Genomic DNA, 25,293 nt, shown 5'->3' with positions numbered 1-25,293 from the left:
TCCAGCCCAAACTGCCTGCATTCTCAATGCAGGAGAGGCGTTCGCAAGTCGAGGGTCAATGGGAATTCAAGTGTGCGTTCTGCCCTTGGCGGAGCGATTTCGCCGGGCGTGTGGCCGATCTCCTCGAAACGGGCCAGCCGGCGAGCTTCCGCCTCGTAGGCATTGACCGGTTTTGTCTCGTAATTGCGGCCGCCGGGATGCGCCACATGATAGACGCAGCCGCCGAGCGACCGCCGATTCCAGCTGTCATAAATGTCGAAAACCAGCGGCGCATGGACCGGGATCGTCGGATGCAGGCCGGATGCCGGCTGCCAGGCCTTGAAACGGACGCCGGCGACCACCTCGCCGGCCCGGCCGGTCTCGGTCATCGGCAGCGCCCGGCCGTTGCAGGTAATGATGTGCCGCCCCGGCGTAAAGCCGTTGGCCTTCAATTGCAGCCGCTCCACCGAGGAATCAACATAGCGCACGGTGCCGCCGGCCGAGCCCTCCTCGCCCAGCACATGCCAGGGCTCCAGCGCCTGGCGGACTTCCAGCGTGACGCCGCCATAGGTCACGTGGCCGAACACGGGAAAGCGGAATTCGAGCTGCGCCTCGAACCACTCCTTGGAGAATTCGTAACCGGACCGGCCGAGTTCACTCAGCACGTCCTGGAAATCCTCCCACAGGAAATGCGGCAGCATGAAGCGATCATGCAGCGCCGTGCCCCAGCGGACGAATTTGCCGTCCTGCGGCTCGCGCCACATCCGGGCGATCAGCGCGCGGATCAGGAGCTGCTGCGCCAGCGACATGCGCGGATCGGGCGGCATTTCGAGCGCACGGAATTCGACGAGGCCGAGACGACCTGTCGTGCCATCGGGCGAATAGAGCTTGTCGATACAGATTTCGGCGCGATGGGTATTGCCGGTGATATCGACGAGGATGTGCCGGAACAGCCGATCGACCAGCCACAGCGGCGCCTTTCCACCGGGTGGCGGCACCTGTGCCAGTGCGATCTCCAGTTCGTAGAGACCATCATGCCGCGCTTCATCGATGCGCGGCGCCTGACTGGTCGGACCGATGAACATGCCGGAGAACAGATAGGACAGCGACGGGTGGCGCTGCCAGTACAGCACGAGACTCTTCAGAAGATCCGGCCGACGCAGGAACGGCGAGTCCGCCGGTGAGCTGCCGCCGACCACGACGTGATTGCCACCACCGGTGCCGGTGTGACGGCCATCAAGCAGAAACTTGTTGGCACCGAGCCGTGTCTTCGCGGCCTCTTCATAGAGAAATGTCGTGGTGTCGACGGCTTCGCGCCAGCTCGAAGCGGGATGAATGTTGATCTCCAGCACGCCGGGATCGGGCGTCACCTTGATGACTTCGACGCGCGGATCGAACGGCGGCGGATAGCCTTCGACATGCACCTGCATCTGCAATTCTTCGGCCGTCGCCTCCAGCGCCGTCACCAGTTCGAGATAATCTTCAAACTTCTCGACCGGCGGCATGAAGGCACAGAGAATGCCGTCGCGAATTTCAATCGACATCGCCGTACGTACGCCGCCGGAACGAATCTGCTGCTCCTGGACGTATTGCGCGGCAGGCTGGTTTTCCGCAGACGCGATTTCGTCGAACACCGGCATGTCGCCACGCGGCTCCAGCGGATCCTGCTCCACGATGAACGGATATTCCTCTTCGGTGAGATGCGGCAGCGACGACAACGGCAGGCGCAGGCCCATCGGTGAATCGCCGGGTGTCAGAAACAGGTTGCCGCGGCGGAGCTTCCACCGCTCGGACCGCCAGCGTCTGTCCGCGGCCGTCTCCGCATTCCAGCGCTGGATCGGCAGCACGAACCCCTTCGGCCTGTCGAGTCCATGTTCGAAGACCCGCGCCATGCGCGCGCGTTCCTCCGGATCGGGCAATTTGGAGTCGCCGGGCACGACATTGTTCGGCAGGTTCGATTCCTTCTGCTCCCAATAGACGGGATCCTCGAAGGCCGGGATGACATAGTCCTTCGGTAGGCCAAGCCGCCGCGCCGTGCCTTCGGCGAAGCGCTCGGCGCCGCCGATATCGGCGCTGCGCGGGCCTTCGATCCGCGAGATCAGTGCGTCGTTCTTCCAGATCGGCACGCCGTCCTTGCGCCAATACAGGCCGAACGCCCAGCGCGGCAGGCTTTCGCCGGGATACCATTTGCCCTGCCCGTAATGCATCAGGCCACCCGGCGCGAAGCGCGTCCGCAACCGGCGGATCAGATCGTCGCCGAGGCCGCGTTTGGTCGGGCCGACGGCGGCCGTATTCCACTCCGGCGATTCCATATCGTCGACGGAGACGAAGGTCGGCTCGCCTCCCATGGTGAGACGCACGTCATGGGCTTTGAGATCGGCATCGACCTTTTCGCCGAGCGCATCGAGTCTTGCCCAGGATTCATCCGAGAACGGTTTGGTGATCCGCGGTGCCTCGCGAATACGTTTGACGCCCATCGCGAACGCGAACTCGACTTCGGCGAAACCCGCCATACCCGAGATCGGCGCCGCCGACCGGAAATGCGGCGTCGCCGCGACGGGGACGTGTCCCTCGCCCGTCAACATGCCCGATGTCGCATCGAAGCCGACCCAGCCGGCGCCGGGGATATAGACTTCGGCCCAGGCGTGCAGATCGGTGAAGTCCGCTTCGACTTCGGGCGGCCCTTCGATCGGATCGATGTCCGGCCGCAACTGGATCAGATAGCCGGAGACAAAACGTGCAGCGAGACCGAGATGGCGCAGTGTCTCGATCAGCAGCCACGCAGAGTCGCGGCATGAGCCCGCCCCGGACAGCAGCGTCTCTTCCGGAGACTGCACGCCGGGCTCCATGCGGATGATGTAGTTGACCTTCTCGCGCAGGCGCGCATTGAGATCGACGAGGAAGTTCACCGTGTTCGGCGCTTCCTTCGCGATCTCTGCCATATAGGCCGTGAAGCGCGGACCCGGCTCCGTCGTCGCCATATAAGGCGCGAGTTCGCTCTTCAGGTCGTCGGTATAGGCGAAGGGAAATGTCTCGGCATAAGGCTCAACGAAGAAGTCGAACGGATTGATCACCGTCATTTCGGCGGTGAAGTCGACCTCAATCTTCAATTCGTTGGCCGGTTCCGGAAAGACGAAGCGCGCCAGCCAGTTGCCCTGCGGATCCTGCTGCCAGTTCACGAAATGATTGGTCGGCGTGACCTTCAGCGAATAGCTCAGAATCGGCGTGCGCGCATGCGGCGCCGGTCGCAGCCGGATGGTCTGCGGCCCCAGCGTGATCGGCCGATCATATTTGTAATGGGTGACGTGGTTCAGTGCGACGAAGATCGACACAGTGGCGCAACTCCAGCAGCTTTTTTAAGCAGAACACCGGAGGTGCCAGGGATCAAGCTCTAACAACGGGCACGATGTGCCTCGATTGGGGGCGCTTCGCCTAACTCAGCCCTCATGGTGAGGAGCGCGCCGCTTGGCACGCGTCTCGAACCATGAATCGGAGTGCTGGGCCATCCTTCGAGACGCGGCGCAAGTGCGCCGCTCCTCAGGATGAGGACGGAGCAGCGGTCCCCCTCACATCGTCGCGCCGAGCACCCAGGGCGCGAACTCCGCGCCGCCGAAATCGAAGCTTTCGCTCTTGGTCGGCGCGCCGGAAGCGGTCTTGAGCATCAGCTCGAAGATGCGCTGGCCGCATTCCCCGACCGTCTCGTCGCCATCGAGGATGGTTCCGCAATTGATGTCCATGTCCTCTTCCATGCGCTTGAACATCGGCGTGTTGGTGGCGAGCTTGATGGACGGTGCCGGCTTGCAGCCGAACACGCTGCCGCGGCCGGTGGTGAAGCAGACGAGATTGGCGCCGCCGGCGACCTGCCCTGTCGCAGCAACGGGGTCGTAACCGGGCGTGTCCATGAACACAAAACCCTTCTTGGTGATCGTCTCGGCATAGTTCAGCACATCGACGAGATTGGTCGAGCCGGCCTTGGCCATAGCGCCCAAAGATTTTTCGAGAATGGTGGTGAGGCCGCCGGCCTTGTTGCCGGGGCTCGGATTGGCGTTCATCTCGGCGCCCTCGCGTTCGCAATAGGCGTCCCACCAGCGCATCAGCCCGACCAGTTTCTCGCCGACTTCGCGCGACACCGCGCGGCGCGTCAGCAGATGTTCGGCGCCATAGGTCTCCGGCGTTTCCGACAGCACCACGGTGCCGCCATGACGCACCAGCAGATCGCTCGCCGCGCCGAGCGCCGGGTTGGCTGATATGCCGGAATAGCCATCGGAGCCGCCGCATTGCAGAGCGACCGTCAACTCGCTGGCAGAGACTTCCTCGCGCGTGACGTTGTTGGCATCGGCCAGCACTTCATTGACGAAGGCGACGCCGGCCTCGGTGGTCTTGCGGGTGCCGCCGATCTCCTGGATCTGCATCTCGCGCAGACGTCCTGCGAGCTTCTGCTCCTGCATCAAGCCACCGATCTGGTTGATCTCGCAGCCGAGGCCGAGCACGACCACATGGGAGAAGTTCACGTGCCGCGCATAGCCGCCGAGCGTGCGCCTCAACAATGTGAGTGGCTCGTCCTGCGTCATGCCGCAGCCGGTCTTGTGCGTGAGCGCAACGACGCCGTCGACATTGGGATAGTCGGCGAGCGGATTGTGCCCGGTGAAGGGATTCTTCTTGAACACGTCGGCAACCATGCTGGCGACATGCGCGCTGCAATTCACCGAGGTGAGGATGCCGATATAGTTGCGCGTGGCGACGCGGCCGTCGCTGCGCTTGAGACCCATGAAGGTGGCGGGCAGATCGAAATTCGGCGTCGGCTTGACGTCGACACCGTAAGCATAGTCGCGATCGAAATCGCCCATGCCCATGTTCTGCGTATGGACATGCTGGCCCGGCGCGATCGGCTGCGTGGCAAAGCCGATGATCTGCCCGTAGCGGCGGATCTCCTCGCCAGTGGCGATGGGCCGGATCGCGACCTTGTGGCCCGCGGGGATGCGCTCCGACGTCACGACGCCTGTCGTCACCTCGATACCGGGCAGCAGCGTGGTACGCGCGATCAATACGGCGTCGTTGTCATGCAGACGAATGACGGGAGATGGAGCCATCGGGATTTCCTCGCGCGCGTTTTGTGGTCTGGCAGACCTCTTGTTTGGAATGACTCTAGCTGAAAGACGCAGGCGGCGTCAGCCCCGCTGTGGCCCATGATGACGCCGATCAGACATGCGTCATCGCCCCCATTGTTTGCGGCGCGGGGGCGCCGTCGTCCTTTGCATTCCCACCCTCTTGCGAGAGGGCGTGCGGAACGCCGGGTGCCCGTTGCACCCTTGGGCCTGATGCGATGCGGTCTTCCGCAGGTTAGTGTGCATCAGGACTTTCGGAGGCGCCGAGCAAGTGCCCGACGTTCCGCCTGCGGTGTTTTTTCGGTTGCTTGCACATCTGCCATGGCGAACGGTCCCATCACCAAAATTAATGTCCCAGGGCGGAGGGACAGGGTAGCCGCAAAGCACTTGGCCGAACGCGTTTCGATTTGGTCGTCCGTCACACTGTCCAGGGCTCTTTCCATCCGAAGGTCGGCCGTCTCCTTGCCAGTGGCAGTGCTGGCGCAGATCCGTCCTGCCCGAAGACAGACGTCCCCCATGAACCGCGTGACGCCGCATCTCCGGCGTCCACCGCATCCCACCCCGCGAACGTGACGATCGCGATCGCCCCTCTCGGTGGGGCAGGACAACGGGGAATATAAACCTGATGGGGATGTTGTCAATGATGTATAGGAAAAAATGTTTAGGGGTGAGCTTACCGCCCCCACTCGTCATTCCGGGGCGTGCGCGCATCTTTGCGCGCGCGAACCCGGAATCCCAGCATGGGAGTCTCCGATCACGCCGAACACTTCGAGATTCCGGGTTTGCACTACGCGGCTGCGCCGCTTCGTGCGCCCCGGAATGACGAGTGTGTGGCGGGCCGGACTGCCAGAGTGCCTCCAGACCCAACCTACTGCGGCTGCGGCCCCAGACTCGCCGCAAGCTCAGCCCAGACCGGCGCCTCTTCCTTGTAGAGCGCCTGGCTCGCTTCCAGCGTCATCGGGCCCTCGTCGATACCCTGGCTCTTGAGGAGTTCACGCACGCGATCGCTCTTGCCGGCGCCAACGAACAGCGCGGACAGTTTTGCGACGACCTCCGGCGGCGTCTTCGCCGGAGCCACACATCCCTGAAAGGTCAGCAGGCTGTGCGCGCGTGAGGTTGCGCCCTGTTCGAGGAATGTGCCGACGTCGGGAAGATCCTTGATGCGGCGGCGCGACACCGCGACGGCGCGCGCTTTCCCGGTTTGCAGCACCGGCAGTGCCGCGGCGTAACTGCCGATGCCGGCATCGATGGATCCGCCGGCGAGATCCTGCCACATCGGCGCCTCGCCGCGATAATGCACCGCTTCCATCTTCAGCCCGTACTGCTTGTTGAGCTCGACAATGACCATATGCGCGAAGGAGCCGGACGCATATGTACCGACATTCACCTTCTCGGTCTTGCGCGCATAGTCGATGAAGTCCTTCAGCGTCTTCGCGCCGACCTTCTCGCTCACCATCAGCGGCAGGCTGCCGCCCGGCATCACCGCGACCCAGGCGAAGTCCTGCGGGACACTGTATTTGATGTCCTTGATGAGAACGGGATTGAGCATATAGGCGGTGGTGTTGCAGATCATCAGCGTGTGGCCGTCGGGATCGGAGCGTTTCAGCTCCATCGCTGCAACGGCGCCGCCGGCACCGGCCTTGTTCTCGACCACCACGGTCTGCCCGAGTTCACGCGACAGATACTCGCCATAAACGCGCGAGAACTGATCGGTCTGGCCGCCGGCCGCGGAGCCCGCGAGAATCTTGATCGGCTTGGTCGGCCAGCTATTGGCGCGGACGAGTGACGGCGCACTCAACAATGCAGCAGCGCCTGCGCCCGCGGTGACGAATTGGCGTCGATTGAGCAGACGCAAGTTGTTTCGCACGATCATCCTCCTGATTTGATCTTATCTCTGCGGATAAGTGTATCGAGTATGACCGGCTTCGCCTGCGAAGGCAAAGCAGCAGTGGCACGCACAGACGTTCTGAGAACACTTGCAGCAACGCCGCCTCCGGCGTGCATGCCATCAGCCGGAATATTGCCCGGCCGTCAGCGGCGCGTCATGGCTTCGGCGGAAAATGCGTTCGCCAATGCTGCGCGACATCGATGCCGCGGCAGAACCATACGCCATCATGCGCGCTCATGTGTTCGAGCATCTTGATGAGCCCGCCAACACGGCCAGGACGGCCGATCAAACGGTCATGCAAACCGATGGACAGCAGTTTCGGCGCGCCGGCGACGCCTTCCGCGTAGAGCACGTCGAAGGCATCGCGCATGTAAGTGAAGAACTGCTCGCCGGTCGAAAAGCCGGAATTCTCGTTGAAGCGATTGTCGTTGGATTCATAGGAGTAAGGCACGACGAGAAACGGGCCATGCTCGGTCTTCACCCAGTAAGGCAGTTCATCGGCGAGCGAGTCGCGATCGTAGAGAAAACCGCCCTCCTCCGCGATCAGCCGCCGCGTGTTGGGACCGGGGCGGCCGGTCATCCAGCCGAGCGGACGGCTGCCGGTCAGCTCGGTAAGTATCTCGATCGCCTTGAGGATATGCGCACGCTCGGTCGCTTCGTCCACAGGGCAATAGTCGATCCAGCGATAGCCGTGGCTGACCATCTCATGACCGCGCGCAACGCAGGCTTTCGCCAGCTCCGGATTTTGCTCCATCGCCCGCGCGACGCCGAGAATACTGACAGGCACCTTGAAGCGATCGAGCACATCGAGAATGCGCCAGGCGCCGCGACGGCTGCCATATTCGAACACGGACTCCACCAGCGGAACGCGAACGCCCTCTTTCGTCGGCACGCCGATGTCATTCAGCATGCCTTCGGAGACTGCATCGCCATTCACCAGCGTGGACTCGCCGCCACCTTCGATATTCAGGCTGATGCTGACCGCGATCTTCGCGCCGTTCGGCCAGCGCGGATCGGGTGACGTGGCACCGTAACCGACGAGATCGCGTTCGATCATCGGCTCCGGTCGGATGTCGCCGGGCTTCATCGCTGCAAATTCGGACATAGGGCCTCCGGAATGGCTCGGTCGAGCGGCACGGTGCAGGCATCATAGCCGAAGAACCAGTCGGTCTCGGTCGGGCCATGCATCCACGAATTAGCGATGGAAATCTGCTGGATGTCGGCGACGCGCGGGATGCGGATCATCGTGTAATGCGCGAAGGCCGTAGCGGGATCGCCGAATTCGGCGATGCAGCGACCGAGGATCGCGGCGTCCTCGATGGCCGCCGAGCCACCAGCCGCCATGAACGGACGCACCGCATGGCAGGCATCGCCCATCAGCACCACGCGGCCCTTGTGCCAGGTGTCGTTGCGCGGTCGGTCGTAGATCGGCCACACGGTGACATCCTCCGCCGCTTCCGCCGCGCGCCTGAGATCGGGATGCGCGCTGTCGAAGGCGGCAATGAATTCGTCGCGGTCGCCCTTCACCGGTGAACCGTCGCCGTCCCAGCGCGCCATAGGCAGCGCGGCCATCACATAGACCTCGTTGCGGTCGGGCGTCATGTAATAAGCGAGCGTATGCCGGTCGGGCGCCCACCACTTGGTGCAGTCGTCGATAGGGTCACCCTTGATGCGGCTGGCCGGAAACACCGCGCGCGGTGCAGAACGCCCGATGAAGCGCGGCTCTTCCGCGCCAAGGATGAGTTCGCGGGTGATGGAGCGAATGCCGTCGGCGCCGATGGCGATATCGGCTTCCGCGCTTGTGCCGTTCTCGAAGTCCAAGGTGAGCGCGTCGCCGCGCTCCGCGATGCCGGTGAGCTTGTGGCCGAAACGGATGGTGCCGGGCGCGAGCGGTCGCTGCAGCAACTGATGCAGATCGGCGCGGTGGATATTGACAAAGGGGCCGCCGAAACGCGCTTCGCATTCCGCGTCGAAATCGAGCCTGTAAAGCTGTTCGCCCGTATCCCATGCACGGCTGAGAAACGCATCGGGGCGAATGCCGGTGGCGGCGAAGGCGTCTTCGAGATCGAGCCGTCGCAGCACCTTGGAAACGTTGGCGCCAAGAATGATGCCGGCGCCGATGCGCGAAAAACTCGGCGACTGCTCATAGACCGCGACCGGGAAGCCGGCGCGCTGCAGCAGCCCCGCCACCGTCAATCCGGCGAGACCCGCGCCGAGAACGGCGATCCGTGTTCCGCGATCCATCTCTCACCTCGTTCCTGCGGCGCCACAGCGTCCGGGCTGCAGATAATTCGATAGCTAACGATTTCGCATAGAACGGGCCGATCACGGCTGTCAAGCAACGGCATAGGCCGCCTCAGAAACAAGCCATATGCGCGGATTTTGCGCGGAATTTCGTTTATCTCGATGAGTTTTTGGGCAACGCCGCCGTTGATCTTCATCAAAGCCGCCCTTAGCATTTATTCGATTGCGAACGAATTTGGCTGCGCCGCTTGCGCACCGAAAGCCGGCCTCCTCCTCACCTGTCACTGAAGGTCAGACCATGAAATTCCGCGCTCGCCTCACCGCCGTCCTGCTCGCGACCCTGGCTACGGCCGGCATCTCCAGCGCGCAGGCTGCCGAGATCAATTTCATCACCGATTTCGGCTTCAACGGCCGCCACGCTTATTTCTACGTCGCCCGCGAGAAGGGCTACTACAAGGCCGAGGGCTTCGACGTGACCTTCGTGCGTGGCCAGGGCTCCGCCGACGCCATCAAGAAGGTTGCTGCCGGCGTCGCCACCTTCGGCTTCGCCGATGCCGGTTCGCTGGTACTGGCGCGCGGCAATGACGGCGTGCCGGTGAAGCTGGTCTCGGTGGTCTATGCGAAACCGCCGCAGGCAATCTTCGCCATCAAGGGCAGCGGCATCAATTCGCCGAAGGATCTCGAAGGCAAGACCGTCGCCGACACCGCATCGAGCTCGGTGCGCCTGCTGTTCCCGGCTTTCGCCAAGGCCGCCGGCATCGACGCCAGCAAGGTGAAGTGGGTGGTCGCCGAAGGCTCGGCGCTGCCGTCGCTGCTCGCCAATGGCCGCGCGGATGCGATCTGCCAGTTCTCGGTCGGCGAGCCGCTGATTGCAGCAGCCGTGGCGCCGAAGGAAGTCACCCGCATCAACTACGCCGACTCCAATCTCGATTATTACGGCAACGGCCTGATCGCCTCCGAGGAGATGATCGCGAAGAGCCCGGATCAGGTGAAGGCCTTCGTCCGCGCCACCATCAAGGGCATGAAGGACGCCTTCGCCAATCCGGCGGAAGCCGCCACCATCATGGCGAAGTATCAGAAGGAATTGCAGCCGGCGGTGATCGAAGGCGAGACCAGGCTGGTGAAGGAACTCGCAGAGGTGAAGGGATCGCTCGGCCATATCGACCCGAAGAGCATCGCCAGCACCGTCGATGTGATGTCGGCCAACTTCACGCTGAAGAATCCCGTGAAACCGGAAGACCTGTTCGCGCCGGGCTTCATCGACTGATGACGGCGATCCCCGCACACAATGATGCGCCGTCGCGGACTGCCGCGGCGGTGGTTCCTGCGATCGATCTCAAGGGCGTCACCAAGACCTATCCGGGCCGCGACGGCAAGGCCACGCATGCGCTGGGACCGGTCGACCTGCGCATCGATCCCGGCAGTTTCGTCTCGGTGGTCGGCCCATCAGGCTGCGGCAAGTCCACGCTGCTGCGCCTCGTTGCCGGGCTGGAAATGCCGGACACCGGCACCATGCAGCGCTATGGCACGACGCTCGACGGCCCATCGCATGAAGTGGGCATCGTGTTTCAGGAGCACGTGCTGTTTCCATGGACCAGCGTGCTCGACAACGTCTTGCTTCCCGCCGACGTGCTAGCGCTGCCGAAAGCCGCCGCGCGCGAGCGCGCGCTGAAACTGCTCGAACTCACCGGCCTGAAGGATTTCGCCCATCAGCGCCCGCAGGCACTGTCCGGCGGCATGAAGCAGCGCGCCGCCTTCTGCCGCGCCATGATCTCCGATCCGCGCCTGCTACTCCTCGACGAACCCTTTGGCGCGCTCGACGCGCTCACTCGCGAGGAATTGTCGCTCGAACTCTCGCGCCTCTGGCAGAAACTGGGCCGTGCCGCGCTGCTCATCACCCATGACATCGAGGAGGCGATCCTGCTCGGTGACCGCGTGCTGATCATGTCGGAACGCCCCGGCACCATCCGTGCCGACATCACCATCGATCTGCCGCGTCCGCGCGATGCCGACACGGTGAAGCTGCCGCGCTTCCAGGAGATCAAGAACCAGATCCGCGACATCATCTTCAACCGGACGGGTGACTGACATGATCTCGCGCTTCATCGACCGCGCCGCCACACCGCTGATCTATCTGGCACTATTGATCGGCTGGGAGCTTATCGCCGACGTCCTGAAGATTCCGACCTGGATCCTGCCGGCGCCTTTGGAGATCTATCATTCAGCCGTAAAGTGGGCGCCGGAGCTTGCCTCCAATACGCTAGTAACGCTCCGTGAAACGGTGCTCGGCTTCGTGCTGGCGATCGCGCTGTCGCTGCCGCTGGCGATCCTGATCAGCCTCAATCCACTGGCGCGCCGGATCATCTATCCGATCCTGCTCGGCCTGCAGTCAGTGCCGAAGGTCGCCGTGGCGCCGCTGATCATTTTGTGGTTCGGCCTCTCCGAATGGCCGAAGATCCTGGTCGTGGTGCTGGTCTGCTTCTTCCCGATCCTCGTCAACATGGTTGCCGGCTTCGAGGCTGCGCCAAAGACCATGCTCGACCTGATGCGCTCGCTCGGCGCCTCGCCGCATATGGTGTTCCGCCGGCTGCGCGTTCCCGTGGCGCTGCCGCACTTCTTCACCGGCTGCAAGGTGGCGGTGACCTTCGCCGTGATCGGCGCTGTGATCAGCGAATTCGTCGCCGCGCAGGACGGGCTCGGCTATCTGATCCTGACCTCCACCGCGCAATCGCAGACGCCGCTCGCTTTCGCCGCTATCGCGCTGCTCACCGTGTTGAGTATTGCGCTGTTTCACGGCATCGAGTTTATCGAACGACGTGTGATCGACTGGACGCCGTGAGACCATGACTGACGAGACATCTGGATCGAAACCACCCTCGCGTCGCCCGACACGCGCGCGCGCGGCAATGCGCGAACAGGTCGATGCCATTTTCTCGCAGTGGCAGACGGAGCGGCCGGATATCGACCCCAGCCCGGTGCACATCTACGGCCTGATCGGCCGGATTCAGATGCAATGTACAGCCCTCATCGACGAGGCGCTCGCGCCCTTCGAACTGACGCGTGGCACCTATGATGTGCTGACGGCGCTGCGCCGCGCCGGCGCGCCCTACAGCCTGTCGCCGAAGCAGATCGCCCAATCGCTGCTACTCAGTGGCGCAGGCCTGACCAGCCGGCTCAACAAGCTTGAGGCGCAGAATTATCTAGCACGGTTGCCGGAGCCGAACGATCGCAGGACGCTGCGCGTGCAGCTTACCTCGGCGGGCGAGACCGTGATCAATGAAGCGATCCCGCGGGTGTTCGACGTGCAGCGGGAGTTGCTGGCACCGCTCGGACTCGAAGGGCAGCAGTTGCTGATGCAGGAGCTGATGCGTTTTGCGGATGTGATCGACGGACGCCTTTAACACCGTCATTCCGGGGACGGACCGACGCCGCAGGCGGCGGGGCGGAGCCCGGAATCTCAGAATGTTCATCACCTCTTACACCACGCGCGGAAAGAGGCGGCTCTCATTGCGAGGTTCCGGGTTCGCGCGCCTGCGGCGCGCGCCCCGGAACGACGAGGACTTGGCGTTACGCCTTGCCGCCCGAACCCTTGCGGGTGTCGTTGACCCAGCTCTTCGCGCCGGTGGCGAGAATGCCGCTGTCGTTGAGCAGCGTCACCAGCTTGAAGCCCATGCCGATGTTTTTCGCAGCACCCACGGGGCCCGAGCAGTGAATGCCCGGATTGAGGCCGCGCTTGTCGCATTCCTTGATGAGCTTGTCGTAGATCTTCAGGATCTCCGGCTCCTCGCGGTCGAGCTTCGGCACCAGACCATAGGAAAAGCCGAGGTCGGACGGCCCGACATAGACACCATCGATGCCCTCGACATCGAGAATGGCTTCCATGTTGTCGACCGCGGTCTTGGTTTCCAGCATCGGCAGGCAGATGATGTCGGCATTGGCCGTCTTCTGATAGTCGCCGGCGCCGCCATACATGCCGGAACGGATCGGACCGTTCGAGCGCGTGCCGCGCGGCGGATACTTGCAGTACTGAACGAAGTTCTCGGCTTCTTCCTTGGTGTTGACCATCGGACAGATCACGCCATAAGCGCCGCCGTCGAGCACCTTGCCGATGATGCCGGGCTCGTTCCATGGCACGCGGACCATTGGCGTCACCGGATGCGCACCCATCGCCTGGAAGCACTCCACCATCGACATGTAGTCCTGCACGCCGTGCTGGATATCCACGGTGACGCTGTCGAAACCGCACTGCGCCATCACTTCGGCAGAGAAGCCCGACGGAATCGCGAGCCAGCCGTTGACGGCAACCTTGCCCGCCTTCCAGATTTCCTTGACTTTGTTTGCCATCGTCGATGGTCCTTCTTTTGGTTGGTAGTGATGACTTGAGTGCAGCAGAGTTGAGTTCGAGAAATTACGACGTCGCCTTCTTTACGGCTTCTTCGCTCACGCCGACGTCGCGGGCGGTCTGCACGATGGCAGCCCAGGTCTCATCCGGCAATGGCACGCCATTGGCGGTGCGCTCGGCGCGAGTCTTCGCTTCGTTGTCGCCGGGGATCAGAACCGCATCGACGCCGGCGGCCGGCTTGGCGCTCTTGAAGAAGTCGACGTAACGCGCGACTTCGCCGTCGAAGAAGTTCGCGGGGTCGATCACCTTCGGATCGATATAGATCGAGAACATGCCATTGGCGAAAGGCCGATCATACTTGGTGGCACCATTGCCGGTCAGCGCGCCGCCGAGCAGTTCGCAGATCAATGCGAGGCCCGAGCCCTTGTGATCGCCGAAGGCGCGGATCGCGCCGGTGCCCTTGGAGTGATCGCGCGGACCTTGCATCTCATGCGGGCCGTAAAGCAGCGCCGGATCTTCGCTCAGCGTGCCGTCGGGCGCAATCAGCGCGCCCTTCGGCAGCTTCTTGCCGCCGCGCGAGGCGACCAGCACCTTGCCTTCGGCAACAACCGAGGTCGCGAAATCCAACACCACCGGCATCTGTCCGGGACGCGGAATGCCGACGCAATAGGGCGCGGTGGAGAGGCGACGCTCGACGCCGCCGTAAGGCGCGACCAGCACGGAGCCAGCGGCCGTGACAAAATGGATCGAGACCAGGCCTTCGGCCGCAGCCATTTCCGCCCAGTCGCCGATGCGGCCGATGTGACCGGAGTTTTTCGTGGCGATGGCAGAGAGACCGGCCGCCTTGCACTTCTCGATGCCGAGCTTCACAGCCTGTGGGCCGACCGTCTGACCGTAGCCGAAGCGGCCATCGACGACGGCGAGCGATGGCGTATCGACGGGGATCTCGATGGTCTGGTTCGGGGTGATCATCCCGTTATTGCGCCAGCGGATATAGACCGGCACGCGGATGACGCCGTGGCTGTCATGGCCGGTGAGGTTCGCTGTCGTGAGATAGGTCGCGATGCGCCGGGCTTCTTCCGGAGAAGAGTCGGCATGGGCGAACACGTCGGCGACGAAATCGATGAGCTTGTTGACTTGAACTGTAACCATGGCGGGACATTCGTCCTTGTTGATGGGCAGCGAGACTGTCAGTGCAAGACCCTCAATGGGCCGCAAGACCCGCTGCAGGTTTGCCATGACCGCCGAGATAGGCGGCCGCGATGGCCTCGTTGGCCCAGAGATCCTCCGGCTTGCCGCCAAGCACGATACGGCCGGTTTCCAGCACGTAACCCTGATCGGCGACGGATAGTCCCATGCGCGCATTTTGCTCCACAAGCAAGACCGTGGTGCTCAGGCGGATTTCCGTGATGATGCGGAACACCGCCTGCACGATGACCGGCGCGAGGCCGAGCGACGGCTCGTCCAGGAGTAGCAACCGCGGCTTGGCCATCAACCCGCGGGCGACCGCCACCATCTGCAACTGACCACCGGACAGCGTCCAACCGAGCGCACCAGAGAATTTCCGTATGTCGGGAAACAGATCGAACATCGCGTCGGCTTCACCAGACAATTCGGCCTTGCTCGCTTTGCGGTTGGAGCCCCCGAGCATGATGTTCTCTTTCACCGTCAGGCCGGGAAACACCCGCCTGCCCTCCGGCACATGGGAGATGCCCATCCGCACGATGGCTTCCGGGCCAAGCCCTGCGATCGACTTGCCGTCGAACAGGATGTCGCCCGAGGCCGGCTTGGCGAGACCCGAGATCGCACGCAGCGTGGTCGACTTGCCGGCGCCATTGGCGCCGAGCAGCGTCACCACCTGCCCTTCCTCGACATTGAACGACACACCGCGAAGCGCGACGATTTCGCCGTAGCGGACATTGAGATCGTTGATTTCAAGCAGCGGCATCAGTCTGTTCCGAGATAGGCCGAGACGACGTCGGGATGGCGCAGCACCGCCATCGACTCGCCGTCGGCAATGCGCCGTCCGAAATTCAGCACGGTGATGTGCTGCGCTGCTTCCGACACCAGCGTCATGTCGTGATCGATGATCAGGATGGTCAGCCCCTGCGCCGCGATGCGCTTGAGCAGTTCGTGCAGCTCAAGCTTCTCGGTCGAATTGAGACCGGCAGCGGGCTCGTCCAGCAGCAGCAGCGTCGGGTTCGCCGCCAATGCGCGCGCGATCTCGATCAGGCGCTGATGGCCGTAGGAGAAGCTGGAGATCAACTCCATGGCGCGCGGGCCGAGGCCGACAAAGGTCAGCGCCGCCAGCGCACGCTCGGTCAGCGCGGCTTCATCGCCCTTGCCGGTGAGCGTATTGCCCGGACGCTCGGCGCCGATGATGACGTTTTCGAGCGCTGTCATCGAGCGGAACAGGCGGATGTTCTGGAAGGTGCGGCCGAGTCCCGCTGCTGCGCGCAGATGCGGCGGCATGGTGGTGACGTCGGTGCCGTCCAGCACCACCTTGCCTGAGGTCGCGTTGTAGAGACCCGACAGCACATTCAGCGTCGTGGTCTTTCCCGAGCCGTTCGGGCCGATCAGCGCGTGAACGCCGCCGCGGCGCACGGATATGTCGACCTGATCGACGGCTTTCAAGCCGCCGAAATGTTTCGACAGGCCGGTGACTTCGAGCACCATGTCGCCGCCGGTCGCCGCCGGCTTGAGCTGCAGCGGCGCGCTGGTCACAGCCACCTTCTTGCTGCTGCGCATGCGATCATAGGCCGCGGTGACGAAGCCCCAGATGCCATCCGGCATGAAGCGGATGATCAGGATCACCGAGAGGCCGTAGATGGCGAGATACAGGCCCGGCACGCTCTTGAGGAAGCGCAGCCATTCCGGAATGAGGATCAGCAAGCCTGTACCGATGGCCGACCCGATCGGCGACGCCACGCCGCCGAGCAGCGACATTGTCAGGAACACGATGGATTCGGCGAAGGAGAACTGGTCCGGACTGATGTAAGCAAAGCCGCCCGCGAACAGGCCGCCGCCAAGACCGCCGAGCACGGCCGATATGGCGAAGGCATAGACCTTGGTGCGGAACACATCGATGCCGTTGACACCGGCCGCCAGTTCGTTGTCGCGCACCGCGCGCATGGCGCGGCCGAGCCGTGTCTCCGGCAGATGCCAGACGATGTAGCCGACCAGCGCCAGCATCGCGACGCAGAAGGCGAGATAGGACTGCGACGACAGGAACAGCGACGGCCGCCCGATCTTCGACACGCCGTCCGGTCCCTTGGTGAGCCAGATCGCATTGATCATCACCAAAGTGACGATCTGCTGGAACGAGATCGTCACCATCGCGAGATAGTGGCCACCGAGCCGCAGCGTCGACAGGCCGAGGACCGCGCCGGCGACCAGTGCCATCACGCAGCCGGCCACGAGACAGAGCCAGTAGCTGAGCTGATAGTCCGTGGTGCCGATGCCGACCGCATAGGCGCCGAAGCCGAAGAAGGCCGCCTGCGCCAGATTGATCTGCCCGCACAGGCCAAGCACCACCGACAGGCCGAACACGGCGATGGCGAAGGTGGTGGCCTGCATCAGGATGTTGAGGATGTAGCCGTCGAACTGCATCGACGACGCCAGAAAGACCAAAATGGCGGCGCCGATGAAATACGGCGCGTGACGCAGCAGCAGCGGTTTCGGACGCGTGATGACCACCGCCGGGATGTTGTCGCTGGAGGTGCTCATGCTTTCTCCGCGACACGTTCGCCGAAGATGCCCTGCGGACGGAACACCAGGAACAGCACCAGCACGAGGAAGGCGAAGCCGTCTTTATAGGGCACGGACACATAGGCCGCGCCAAATGTCTCGATGATGCCGAGCGCGAGACCGCCGATGATGGCGCCAGTAACATCGCCGAAGCCGCCGATGATGGTGGCCGCAAACGCCTTCAGCGCGATGGTGGAGCCCATCTGGATCGACACGAACAGGATCGGCGCAACCAGAAGCCCGGCGAGACCGCCGAGTACGGCCGAATAGATGAAGGTGACCATGATCATCGTCGAGACGGAAATGCCGAGCAGCGAGGCCATTTCCTTGTCCTGCGACGTCGCCTGCAGCTTCTTGCCGATCATGGTGTGTTCGAAGAACCAGTAATTGAAGATAACCAGCGCGATGGTAACCACGATGATCAGCAGATACTGGCTGTCGAGATAGACCGGACCGAGCTGGATGCCGGGCGTATCGAACCAGCCCGGCAGCACCTGCGGCTGCGGGCCGTACAGCGCCAGAACGCCGTTGGCCATCAGGATCGAGGCGCCGATGGTGGCGATGATGACAGGCAGATAGGTGCGGTGGCGCAGCGGATAATAGACGCCGAGATTGAAGATGACGCCGATGATCGCCATGCCGGCGAGCGCAATGATGAAGGACAGCCAGTAAGGCAGTTCCAGATCGACGGCGCAGACCACCATGAGATAGGCGGCGACCATCGAGAACTCTCCCTGTGCGAAATTGACGACATTGGTGGCGCGGAAGATCAGCACGAAGCCCAGCGCCACCAGCGCGTAGACGGCTCCGATGCCGATTCCCGTAAATAGTAACTGCAGTACCAGATCCATCAGGCGTGCTCGGTGGGAGGTGATTTTGCCAAGAACTCGTCATTCCGGGATGCGCCCGCTTGGGCGCAGACCCGGAATCTCGACATGGTGAGCGCGGCAACAGGCGCTGAACATTTCGGGATTCCGGGTTCGCGACCGCCTGGCGGCGCTCGCGCCCCGGAATGACAATGGTGCGGCGGTTCACGCGCCGAAGACGCGCGTGCCCCGGGATGACGATTTAGGCCGTTGGTCGACGGCCCTCGCCGTCAGTTATCGAATTCGATGTGCTTGTCGAAGACGATGTTGCCCTTCTCGTTCTTCACGATGTTGTAGCCGTGCAGGCCGTCGCCGTTCTTGTCGAAGTTGTATTCGCCTTCGGCTCCCGGATATTTCTTGACCGTGAGGATCGCCTCGCGGATCTTCTGCGGATCGGTCGAGCCGGCATTCTTGATCGCCGTCGCCAGCACGTTGATGGCATCATACGGCCACGAGCTCTGGTTATCCGGTGCAACCTTGTAGGCATCGCGATAGGCCTTGCCGAAGGCCTTCGACGCCTCGGAGGAATCTTCCGCGTAATCGGCGACGCCATAGGTGCCGTAGAGCGCGGGACCGGCGAGCTTCAATGCGGTGACGTTGACGATCGAGGGCGAACCGACCCACGGAATGTTGACGCCGAGCTGTCGCAGCTGGCGGGCAAAAATGCCGAGATCGTTCTCGAAGGTGAAATAGGAGCCGAGAATGTCGGCACCGGACTGCTTGATCGCGAGCACCACCGGCGTGAAATCCTGGCTCTGATTGGCATAGCCCTGATCGAGCGCGACGGTTGCACCCAGCGGCCCGAGCGCTTCGGTCAGTGCCTTGCCGCCCGCGGTGCCGAAGGCATCGGTCGAATGCAGCACGGCCCACTTCTTCTTGTCGAGATTCTTGACGCCGTATTCGGCGATGACGCGGCCGGAATAGCTGTCATTCGGGCGGAAGCGGAACAGCCAGGGATTGCCGAGCTTGGTGAGGTTCGGATCGGTACCGCCGAACATCACAGGCTTGCCGAGTTTGAGCACGTCGGGCGCCATCGCATGCACCTGAGTCGAGCGGATCGAACCGAGGAAACCGACGATGTCGGGATTGGCAGCAAGCTTGGAGAAGGCCAGCACGATGCCGGGATTGGTGGTCTGATCGTCCTCGATGATCAGTTCGATCTGTTTGCCGAGAATGCCGCCCGCCTTGTTGATGGCCTCGACCGCAAGCTTGGCGCCTCCGGTCGCATATTTGCCCGCTTCCGCAGCCGGTCCCGTGATCGGCGCGCACATGCCGATCTTGATCGTTCCGCCGCCCTGGGCGCGCGCGCTGCCAATGATGTAGGGGGCGGTCAGACCAGCGGCCAATCCTGCCGTGAATCCACGTCTCGTGAGCGTCATCGTTCTCTCCCTAAGAGGCCGGACTTGAGCGCCAGCCTTCTTTTGATGGCGGGAGTTGAGCGAAAAATTCTTCTCCTGTCTACAGCCCAGCGAAATTCGTACGACGAATTAACGTTCGCGTGACGTGCGGCGGCCTTGCCGCAAAAATATGCAGATCAGCTATTCACCAGCGTCATCGTCTTCCGCCCCATCGGCAGCAGGCATGGCCAGCAGCGCAGCTTCCAGCTGATGCAACAGGGCCTGCAGGTCCGACAATTTGCGCGCGCCGAAGCGCTTCGTCATCTCGGCATAGATTGCCTCCGATGTGGGCGCGACGGCCTCGATCAATTTCAATCCCTTTGACGTGATCGAAACAATGCTGCGGCGCAAATCGGCCTTCAGCAAGCGCCGCTCGATCAGCTTGCGCCCTTCGAGATCACGCAGGATGCGCGACAGGCTCGGCCCCAGCAGGAAGGCGACCCGCGCGAGTTCCGTCACCTCGATCTCGCCCGACGCCGCGAGCGCGCGCAGGATACGCCATTGCTGTTCGGTGAGATCATGCGCGCGAAGCGATGGTCGAAAATGTCGCATCACCGATTCCCGCGTTCGCAGCAGCGACATCGGCAGCGACTGCGAGAAGTCGCGCATGGGGATTTTCGCGGCGGCCCTGGCGGCGGTCCGTGGCTTTGAAGCTGTCGTCATGGTCGCCTCTATAGGATGATTCTGGCGCACCGCAGTGTGCAACGCACAATCGAATTGTCACGTCCAGGGTTTGATCGCAACAACTTAACATGTTAATCGGTTTTCCGCGCGGCTTTTCTGCGCGGGATGACGACGCGATGGCACTCACCTCTTCAGACATATCAAGCGCGGCGCAGCGCCTGCATCACGCCGAGAAGACGCGGACGCAGATCCGGCAACTGTCGCTGGATCATCCCGGCATCACCATCGACGATTCCTACGCGATTCAGAAAGCCTGGATTGCAATCAAGACCGGTGAAGGCCGCATCGTGCGCGGCCACAAGATCGGTCTCACCTCCAAGGCGATGCAGAGCGCGCTGAATATCGACGAGCCGGATTCCGGCGTGCTGCTCGACGACATGTTCTTCGCCGATGGCGGCATCGTTCCCACCGATCGCTTCATCGCCACCCGCGTCGAGGCCGAACTGGCTTTCGTGATGAAGACGCGGCTCACAGGCCCGGACTGCACGATGTTCGACGTGCTCAATGCCACCGACTTCGTGGTCCCAGCGCTGGAAATTCTCGATACCCGCGTCGAGCGCGTCGATGTGGCGACGAAAGCCACGCGAAAGATCCTCGATACCATCGCCGACAATGCGGCCAATGCCGGCATCGTGCTCGGCGGCCGACCGATGCGGCCACTGGAGACTGACCTGCGCTGGGTCGGCGCCATGTGCCATCGCAACGGCCAGCTCGAAGAAACCGGCCTGGCCGCTGGTGTGCTGAATCATCCCGCCACCAGCGTCGCCTGGCTGGCCAACAAGATCGCGCCGCATGGGCTAGCGCTGGAACCCGGTCAGGTCGTTCTCGCCGGCTCGTTCATTCGCCCCATCGAGACCCGCAAAGGCGACACGATCCAGGCGGACTATGGCCCATGGGGCACCGTGAGCTGCTACTTCGGCTGAACAGGGATCACGCACAATGCCGCATTTCACCATCGAATATTCGGCCAATCTCGACGGCGCGATCGATATCAGCGCGCTCTGCGAGGTCATCCGCAATGCTGCGGTGCAGACCGGCATCTTTCCGCTCGGCGGCATCCGCGTCCGCGCGATCCGCTGCGAGCATTATGCCATCGCCGACGGCCGCGCCGGCCTCAGCTTTCTCGATATCCTGCTGCGGATCGGCGAAGGCCGCTCGCTCGAGGCTCGCCAGACGGCCGGTGCGCATATCTTCGATGTGGTCTCGACCCATCTCGACAATGTTTTCGCCAGCGGCCGATTTGCGCTGTCCTTCGACATACAGATCAACGACAGCGCCACGAGCTGGAAGCGCAATCCCATTCACGACCTGCTGAAAGCCGAGGCCAACAATGGCTAAGACCCCTGCCGATCCCGCCGCTGTCCTTCAGGCCAACACCGAGCGCGCCGCGCCGCTGCTGAAAAAACTCGCGTCCGACGGCATCGGCAATATCATCGATGGCCGGATCGTGCCATCCTCGTCGGGTGAGGTGTTCGAGACGACATCGCCCATCGATGGCACCGTGCTGGCACAGGTCGCGCGCGGCACGGCAGCGGATATCGACAGTGCCGCCAAGGCCGCCCATCGCGCCTTCAGAGAATGGCGCGACATGGCGCCGACCGCGCGCAAGAAGCTGCTGCATCGCGTCGCCGATGCCATCGAGGACAATGCCGACGACATCGCGGTGCTGGAATGTATCGACACCGGCCAGGCGCATCGCTTCATGGCCAAGGCCGCGATCCGCGGCGCCGAGAATTTCCGCTTCTATGCCGACAAATGCCTGGAGGCGCGCGACGGCCAGAACATGCCAGCGGATGAGCACTGGAATGTCTCGACGCGCGTGCCGATCGGCCCGGTCGGTGTCATCACGCCATGGAACACTCCGTTCATGCTCTCCACCTGGAAGATCGCGCCGGCGCTCGCTGCCGGCTGCACGGTGGTGCACAAGCCGGCCGAATGGTCGCCGGTCACGGCGGATCTCCTCGCCAAGCTCGCCAAACAGGCCGGACTTCCCGACGGCGTGCTGAACACCGTGCACGGCTTCGGCGAAGAGTCCGGCAAGGCACTGACCGAGCATCCCGCCATCAAGGCCATCGCCTTTGTCGGCGAAAGCGCCACCGGCTCCGCGATCATGGCGCAGGGCGCGCCGACGCTGAAGCGCGTGCATTTCGAACTCGGCGGCAAGAATCCGGTGATCGTGTTCGACGATGCCGATCTGGACCGCGCGCTCGATGCCGTGGTGTTCATGATCTACTCGCTGAATGGCGAGCGCTGTACATCGTCCAGTCGGTTGCTGGTGCAGGCGAGCATTGCCGATACATTCATCGAGAAGCTTACCGCCCGCGTGCAGGCACTGAAGGTCGGGCATCCGCTCGATCCCCGGACCGAAGTCGGTCCGCTGATCCATGAGCGGCATCACGCAAAGGTCTGCAGCTATTTCGACATCGCGCGGCAGGACGGCGCGACCATCGCCGTCGGCGGCAAGCCTTATGACGGCCCCGGCGGCGGACATTACGTGCAGCCGACGCTGGTGACTGGCGCGCACAAGGACATGCGCGTGGCACAAGAGGAAGTGTTCGGCCCGTTCCTCACGGTGATCCCGTTCAGCAACGAAGCTGAAGCCATTGAGATCGCCAATGCCGTGCAATACGGCCTCACCGGCTATGTCTGGACCAATGATGTGGGCCGTGCGCTGCGCGTGGCCGACGCGCTGGAGGCCGGCATGATCTGGCTCAATTCAGAAAATGTCCGCCACCTGCCGACGCCCTTCGGCGGCATGAAAGCCTCCGGCATTGGAAGGGATGGCGGGGATTATTCGTTCGAGTTCTACATGGAAACCAAACACGTCTCGCTCGCGCGCGGGACGCACAAGATACAGAGACTTGGTATCTAGACTGTCATTCCGGGGCACGTGCGCCCTTACGCACGTGAACCCGGAATCTCGTGCGGTTCATCCCCCTCTGAACCGCCCGGCATCGAGAAGTGATGAACATATCGGGATTCCGGGTTCACGTGCGCTAGTGCGCACGCGCCCCGGAATGACGAGATAAAAACGCAGGAAACGCCCATGCCCGTGCCGACCCACGTGTTCGATCCGCCCTTCAACATCCTGCGCTCCAGCCACGTCGTGCTGGATATCGTCGATCTCAAGGCCAGCCGCGCCTTCTATGAGAATGCGGTCGGCCTGCATGTCGAGGACGCCGACAGCGACACCGTCTATCTGCGCGCCGTCGAGGAGCACCAGCATCACTCGCTGGTGCTGCGCAAGGCGGCTACGGCCGCCTGTCACCGGCTCGGCTTCCGCGTCGCCAGCGAGAACGATCTCGACAAGGCCGCCTCCTGGTTCGCCGCCAACGGGGTCACCTATTCCTTCGTCGATCGCCCGTTTCAGGGCCGCACGATGCATGTCACCGATCCGTTCGGCTTCCAGATCGAACTTTATGCGACGATGGACAAGCGGCCGCATCTGCTGCGCCGCTTCGATCTCTACAAGGGTTGCCATCCGCAGCGGCTCGATCATTTCAACGTCTTCGCCGCCGAGGTGCAGGACACCGTCGACTTCTATGCGCGGCTCGGCTTCCGGCTAACAGAATATGGCGAAGAGGACGGCGACAATGGCCGCATCGCCGCGGCTTGGATGCATCGCAAGGGCAATGTGCACGACTTCGCCATCACCAATGGCAAGGGACCGCGGCTGCACCACTTCGCCTATTGGGTGCCGACCGCGATGAACATCCTGCATCTCTGCGACGTCATGGCGTCATCGGGCTATCTGAAGAACCTCGAACGTGGCCCCGGCCGCCACGGCATCTCCAATGCGTTCTTCCTCTATGTGCGCGATCCCGACGGGCATCGGCTCGAACTCTACACGTCAGACTACCAGACCATGGACACCGATCACGAGCCGCTGCGCTGGTCGCTGAAGGACCCGCGCCGCCAGACCCTGTGGGGCGCGCCTGCGCCGCGCTCGTGGTTCGAACAGGGTTCGCCATTCAATGGGCAGGCCGTGCGTGAGCCGGCGTTTGTGGCTGATGTGACGATTGCGGATTGAGGCGACATACTCCCCTGTCATCGCCCGGCTTGACCGGGCGATCCAGTAAACGGAGACAACAATGATTGAACACGGGCAGCGCCGGATACTGGATCACCCGCTTTCGCGGGTGATGACAACAGCATGTGAGGTGAGTGCGCGATGACCCACTCCCGCCTCGCCACCTTCACCGTCAACGGCACGCTAAAATACGGCGCCGTCACTGACGATGGGATCGTCGATCTGTCGGCGCGCTACGGCGGGGATTATCCGACGCTGCGCGAAGCCATCGCGCATGGCGCCTTGCATCGCCTCGCCGATGCCGCGGCCAACCAGCCTGCGGATTTTGCACTGGAGAGCATCACCTGGCAGCCGCCGATCCCCGCCCCGGAAAAGATCATCTGCATCGGCGTCAACTATCCGGACCGCAACGCCGAATACAAGGACGGCCAGGACGCGCCGAAATATCCCTCGATCTTCATGCGCACGCCGCGCTCCTTCGTCGGACACGATACGCCGCTGGTGCGGCCGCGCGTATCCAGGCAGCTCGACTATGAAGGCGAAGTGGTGCTGGTGATCGGCAAGGCCGGGCGCCACATCGCCGAGGGCGATGCGCTGGACCACATCGCTGCGCTGACGCTCTGCAACGAAGGCACCATCCGCGACTGGGTGCGGCACGCCAAGTTCAACGTCACCCAAGGCAAGAATTTCGACTCCACCGGCAGCCTTGGGCCGTGGATCGTGCCCTATACCGACGAGAGCCAGATCGCCGATATCCGCCTCACCACGCATGTGAATGGCGAGCTGCGGCAGGACGATCGCACCTCGCGGCTGATGTTCGGCTTCCGCTATCTCCTGAGCTATATCTCGACCTTCACGACCCTCGTGCCCGGCGACGTGATCGTCACCGGCACGCCGACCGGCGCCGGTGCGCGCTTCGATCCGCCACGCTATCTTGTCCCCGGCGATGTAATCGAGATCAAGGCGGACGGCATCGGCACGCTGCGCAATGGCGTCGTCGACGAACACTAA

At 63.0% G+C, this 25,293-nt stretch carries 21 protein-coding genes; 9 read left to right on the top strand and 12 right to left on the bottom strand.

The window, feature by feature from the left end; translation table 11 throughout:
• Positions 1 to 23: 23 nt before the first annotated feature.
• The 5 genes from AB8A23_RS15190 to AB8A23_RS15170 form a co-directional block, all read right to left on the bottom strand.
• Positions 24 to 3,311 carry a DUF2126 domain-containing protein gene (locus tag AB8A23_RS15190; protein WP_439059193.1) on the bottom strand — a complete coding sequence of 1,096 codons (3,288 nt, stop codon included), beginning with the start codon at positions 3,309 to 3,311 and terminating at the stop codon, positions 24 to 26.
• A 234-nt stretch (positions 3,312 to 3,545) separates the two neighbouring features.
• A complete protein-coding gene (locus AB8A23_RS15185; protein WP_439059195.1) occupies positions 3,546 to 5,069 on the bottom strand; it encodes a UxaA family hydrolase in 1,524 nt (507 codons plus the stop codon).
• Between the two features lie 883 nt (positions 5,070 to 5,952).
• The gene (locus AB8A23_RS15180) at positions 5,953 to 6,951 is read right to left on the bottom strand and encodes a Bug family tripartite tricarboxylate transporter substrate binding protein (protein ID WP_244499825.1); all 999 of its coding nucleotides are present in this window, start codon (positions 6,949 to 6,951) and stop codon (positions 5,953 to 5,955) included.
• Between the two features lie 175 nt (positions 6,952 to 7,126).
• On the bottom strand, positions 7,127 to 8,077 hold the full coding sequence (locus AB8A23_RS15175; RefSeq protein ID WP_439059197.1) for a polysaccharide deacetylase family protein: 951 nt from the start codon (positions 8,075 to 8,077) through the stop codon (positions 7,127 to 7,129).
• Positions 8,056 to 9,216 (bottom strand): FAD-dependent oxidoreductase, encoded by a 1,161-nt coding sequence (locus tag AB8A23_RS15170; protein WP_439059199.1) that lies wholly within the window; start codon positions 9,214 to 9,216, stop codon positions 8,056 to 8,058. The genes AB8A23_RS15175 and AB8A23_RS15170 overlap by 22 nt, the downstream gene beginning before the upstream one ends.
• A gap of 298 nt (positions 9,217 to 9,514) precedes the next feature.
• On the opposite strand from AB8A23_RS15170, the gene AB8A23_RS15165 reads away from it, so the two are divergent.
• From AB8A23_RS15165 to AB8A23_RS15150, 4 genes are read left to right on the top strand one after another with little or no spacing between them, the layout of a single operon-like run.
• Positions 9,515 to 10,483: an ABC transporter substrate-binding protein gene (locus tag AB8A23_RS15165; RefSeq protein WP_439059200.1), complete on the top strand. Its 969-nt coding sequence runs from the start codon at positions 9,515 to 9,517 to the stop codon at positions 10,481 to 10,483.
• On the top strand, positions 10,483 to 11,304 hold the full coding sequence (locus AB8A23_RS15160) for an ABC transporter ATP-binding protein (protein ID WP_439059202.1): 822 nt from the start codon (positions 10,483 to 10,485) through the stop codon (positions 11,302 to 11,304). The genes AB8A23_RS15165 and AB8A23_RS15160 overlap by 1 nt, the downstream gene beginning before the upstream one ends.
• Before the next feature lies 1 nt (position 11,305).
• Complete coding sequence (locus AB8A23_RS15155; protein ID WP_439059204.1) at positions 11,306 to 12,055, top strand: ABC transporter permease; 750 nt, start codon at positions 11,306 to 11,308, stop codon at positions 12,053 to 12,055.
• A gap of 4 nt (positions 12,056 to 12,059) precedes the next feature.
• Positions 12,060 to 12,617 carry a MarR family winged helix-turn-helix transcriptional regulator gene (locus tag AB8A23_RS15150; RefSeq protein WP_309948038.1) on the top strand — a complete coding sequence of 186 codons (558 nt, stop codon included), beginning with the start codon at positions 12,060 to 12,062 and terminating at the stop codon, positions 12,615 to 12,617.
• Positions 12,618 to 12,783: 166 nt separating this feature from the next.
• On the opposite strand, the gene AB8A23_RS15145 is transcribed toward AB8A23_RS15150, so the two are convergent.
• The 7 genes from AB8A23_RS15145 to hpaR form a co-directional block, all read right to left on the bottom strand.
• Entirely contained in the window at positions 12,784 to 13,560 is a 777-nt protein-coding gene (locus tag AB8A23_RS15145) for an HpcH/HpaI aldolase family protein (protein ID WP_068735824.1), read from the bottom strand.
• 64 nt (positions 13,561 to 13,624) lie between these two features.
• A complete protein-coding gene (locus AB8A23_RS15140) occupies positions 13,625 to 14,710 on the bottom strand; it encodes a malate/lactate/ureidoglycolate dehydrogenase (RefSeq protein ID WP_068735822.1) in 1,086 nt (361 codons plus the stop codon).
• Positions 14,711 to 14,762: 52 nt separating this feature from the next.
• Complete coding sequence (locus AB8A23_RS15135; protein ID WP_068735820.1) at positions 14,763 to 15,506, bottom strand: ABC transporter ATP-binding protein; 744 nt, start codon at positions 15,504 to 15,506, stop codon at positions 14,763 to 14,765.
• Positions 15,506 to 17,284, bottom strand: a complete 1,779-nt coding sequence (locus AB8A23_RS15130) for a branched-chain amino acid ABC transporter ATP-binding protein/permease (RefSeq protein WP_439059207.1) — start codon at positions 17,282 to 17,284, stop codon at positions 15,506 to 15,508. Before AB8A23_RS15130 ends, AB8A23_RS15135 begins: the two co-directional genes overlap by 1 nt.
• Positions 17,281 to 18,156 carry a branched-chain amino acid ABC transporter permease gene (locus AB8A23_RS15125; protein WP_439059209.1) on the bottom strand — a complete coding sequence of 292 codons (876 nt, stop codon included), beginning with the start codon at positions 18,154 to 18,156 and terminating at the stop codon, positions 17,281 to 17,283. Before AB8A23_RS15125 ends, AB8A23_RS15130 begins: the two co-directional genes overlap by 4 nt.
• Before the next feature lie 245 nt (positions 18,157 to 18,401).
• The gene (locus AB8A23_RS15120; protein WP_089265093.1) at positions 18,402 to 19,550 is read right to left on the bottom strand and encodes an ABC transporter substrate-binding protein; all 1,149 of its coding nucleotides are present in this window, start codon (positions 19,548 to 19,550) and stop codon (positions 18,402 to 18,404) included.
• A gap of 159 nt (positions 19,551 to 19,709) precedes the next feature.
• Positions 19,710 to 20,231: a homoprotocatechuate degradation operon regulator HpaR gene (hpaR, locus tag AB8A23_RS15115; protein WP_439059211.1), complete on the bottom strand. Its 522-nt coding sequence runs from the start codon at positions 20,229 to 20,231 to the stop codon at positions 19,710 to 19,712.
• A 137-nt stretch (positions 20,232 to 20,368) separates the two neighbouring features.
• Between hpaR and hpaH the strand changes: the two genes are divergently transcribed.
• From hpaH to AB8A23_RS15090, 5 genes are all read left to right on the top strand, one after another.
• A complete protein-coding gene (gene hpaH, locus AB8A23_RS15110; protein WP_439059213.1) occupies positions 20,369 to 21,175 on the top strand; it encodes a 2-oxo-hept-4-ene-1,7-dioate hydratase in 807 nt (268 codons plus the stop codon).
• A 16-nt stretch (positions 21,176 to 21,191) separates the two neighbouring features.
• Complete coding sequence (locus AB8A23_RS15105) at positions 21,192 to 21,590, top strand: 5-carboxymethyl-2-hydroxymuconate Delta-isomerase (RefSeq protein ID WP_439059215.1); 399 nt, start codon at positions 21,192 to 21,194, stop codon at positions 21,588 to 21,590.
• Positions 21,583 to 23,124 (top strand): 5-carboxymethyl-2-hydroxymuconate semialdehyde dehydrogenase, encoded by a 1,542-nt coding sequence (gene hpaE, locus AB8A23_RS15100; RefSeq protein WP_439059217.1) that lies wholly within the window; start codon positions 21,583 to 21,585, stop codon positions 23,122 to 23,124. Before AB8A23_RS15105 ends, hpaE begins: the two co-directional genes overlap by 8 nt.
• A gap of 174 nt (positions 23,125 to 23,298) precedes the next feature.
• Positions 23,299 to 24,282, top strand: a complete 984-nt coding sequence (gene hpaD, locus AB8A23_RS15095) for a 3,4-dihydroxyphenylacetate 2,3-dioxygenase (RefSeq protein ID WP_439059219.1) — start codon at positions 23,299 to 23,301, stop codon at positions 24,280 to 24,282.
• A gap of 141 nt (positions 24,283 to 24,423) precedes the next feature.
• Positions 24,424 to 25,293 (top strand): fumarylacetoacetate hydrolase family protein, encoded by an 870-nt coding sequence (locus AB8A23_RS15090; RefSeq protein WP_439059221.1) that lies wholly within the window; start codon positions 24,424 to 24,426, stop codon positions 25,291 to 25,293.

Source organism: Tardiphaga sp. 619_E2_N8_4, from assembly GCF_051810905.1.
Classification (GTDB): Bacteria; Pseudomonadota; Alphaproteobacteria; order Rhizobiales; family Xanthobacteraceae; genus Tardiphaga; species Tardiphaga robiniae.
Note: the sequence above shows the minus strand (reverse complement) of the source record. Positions and strands in the feature narration are given on the sequence as shown.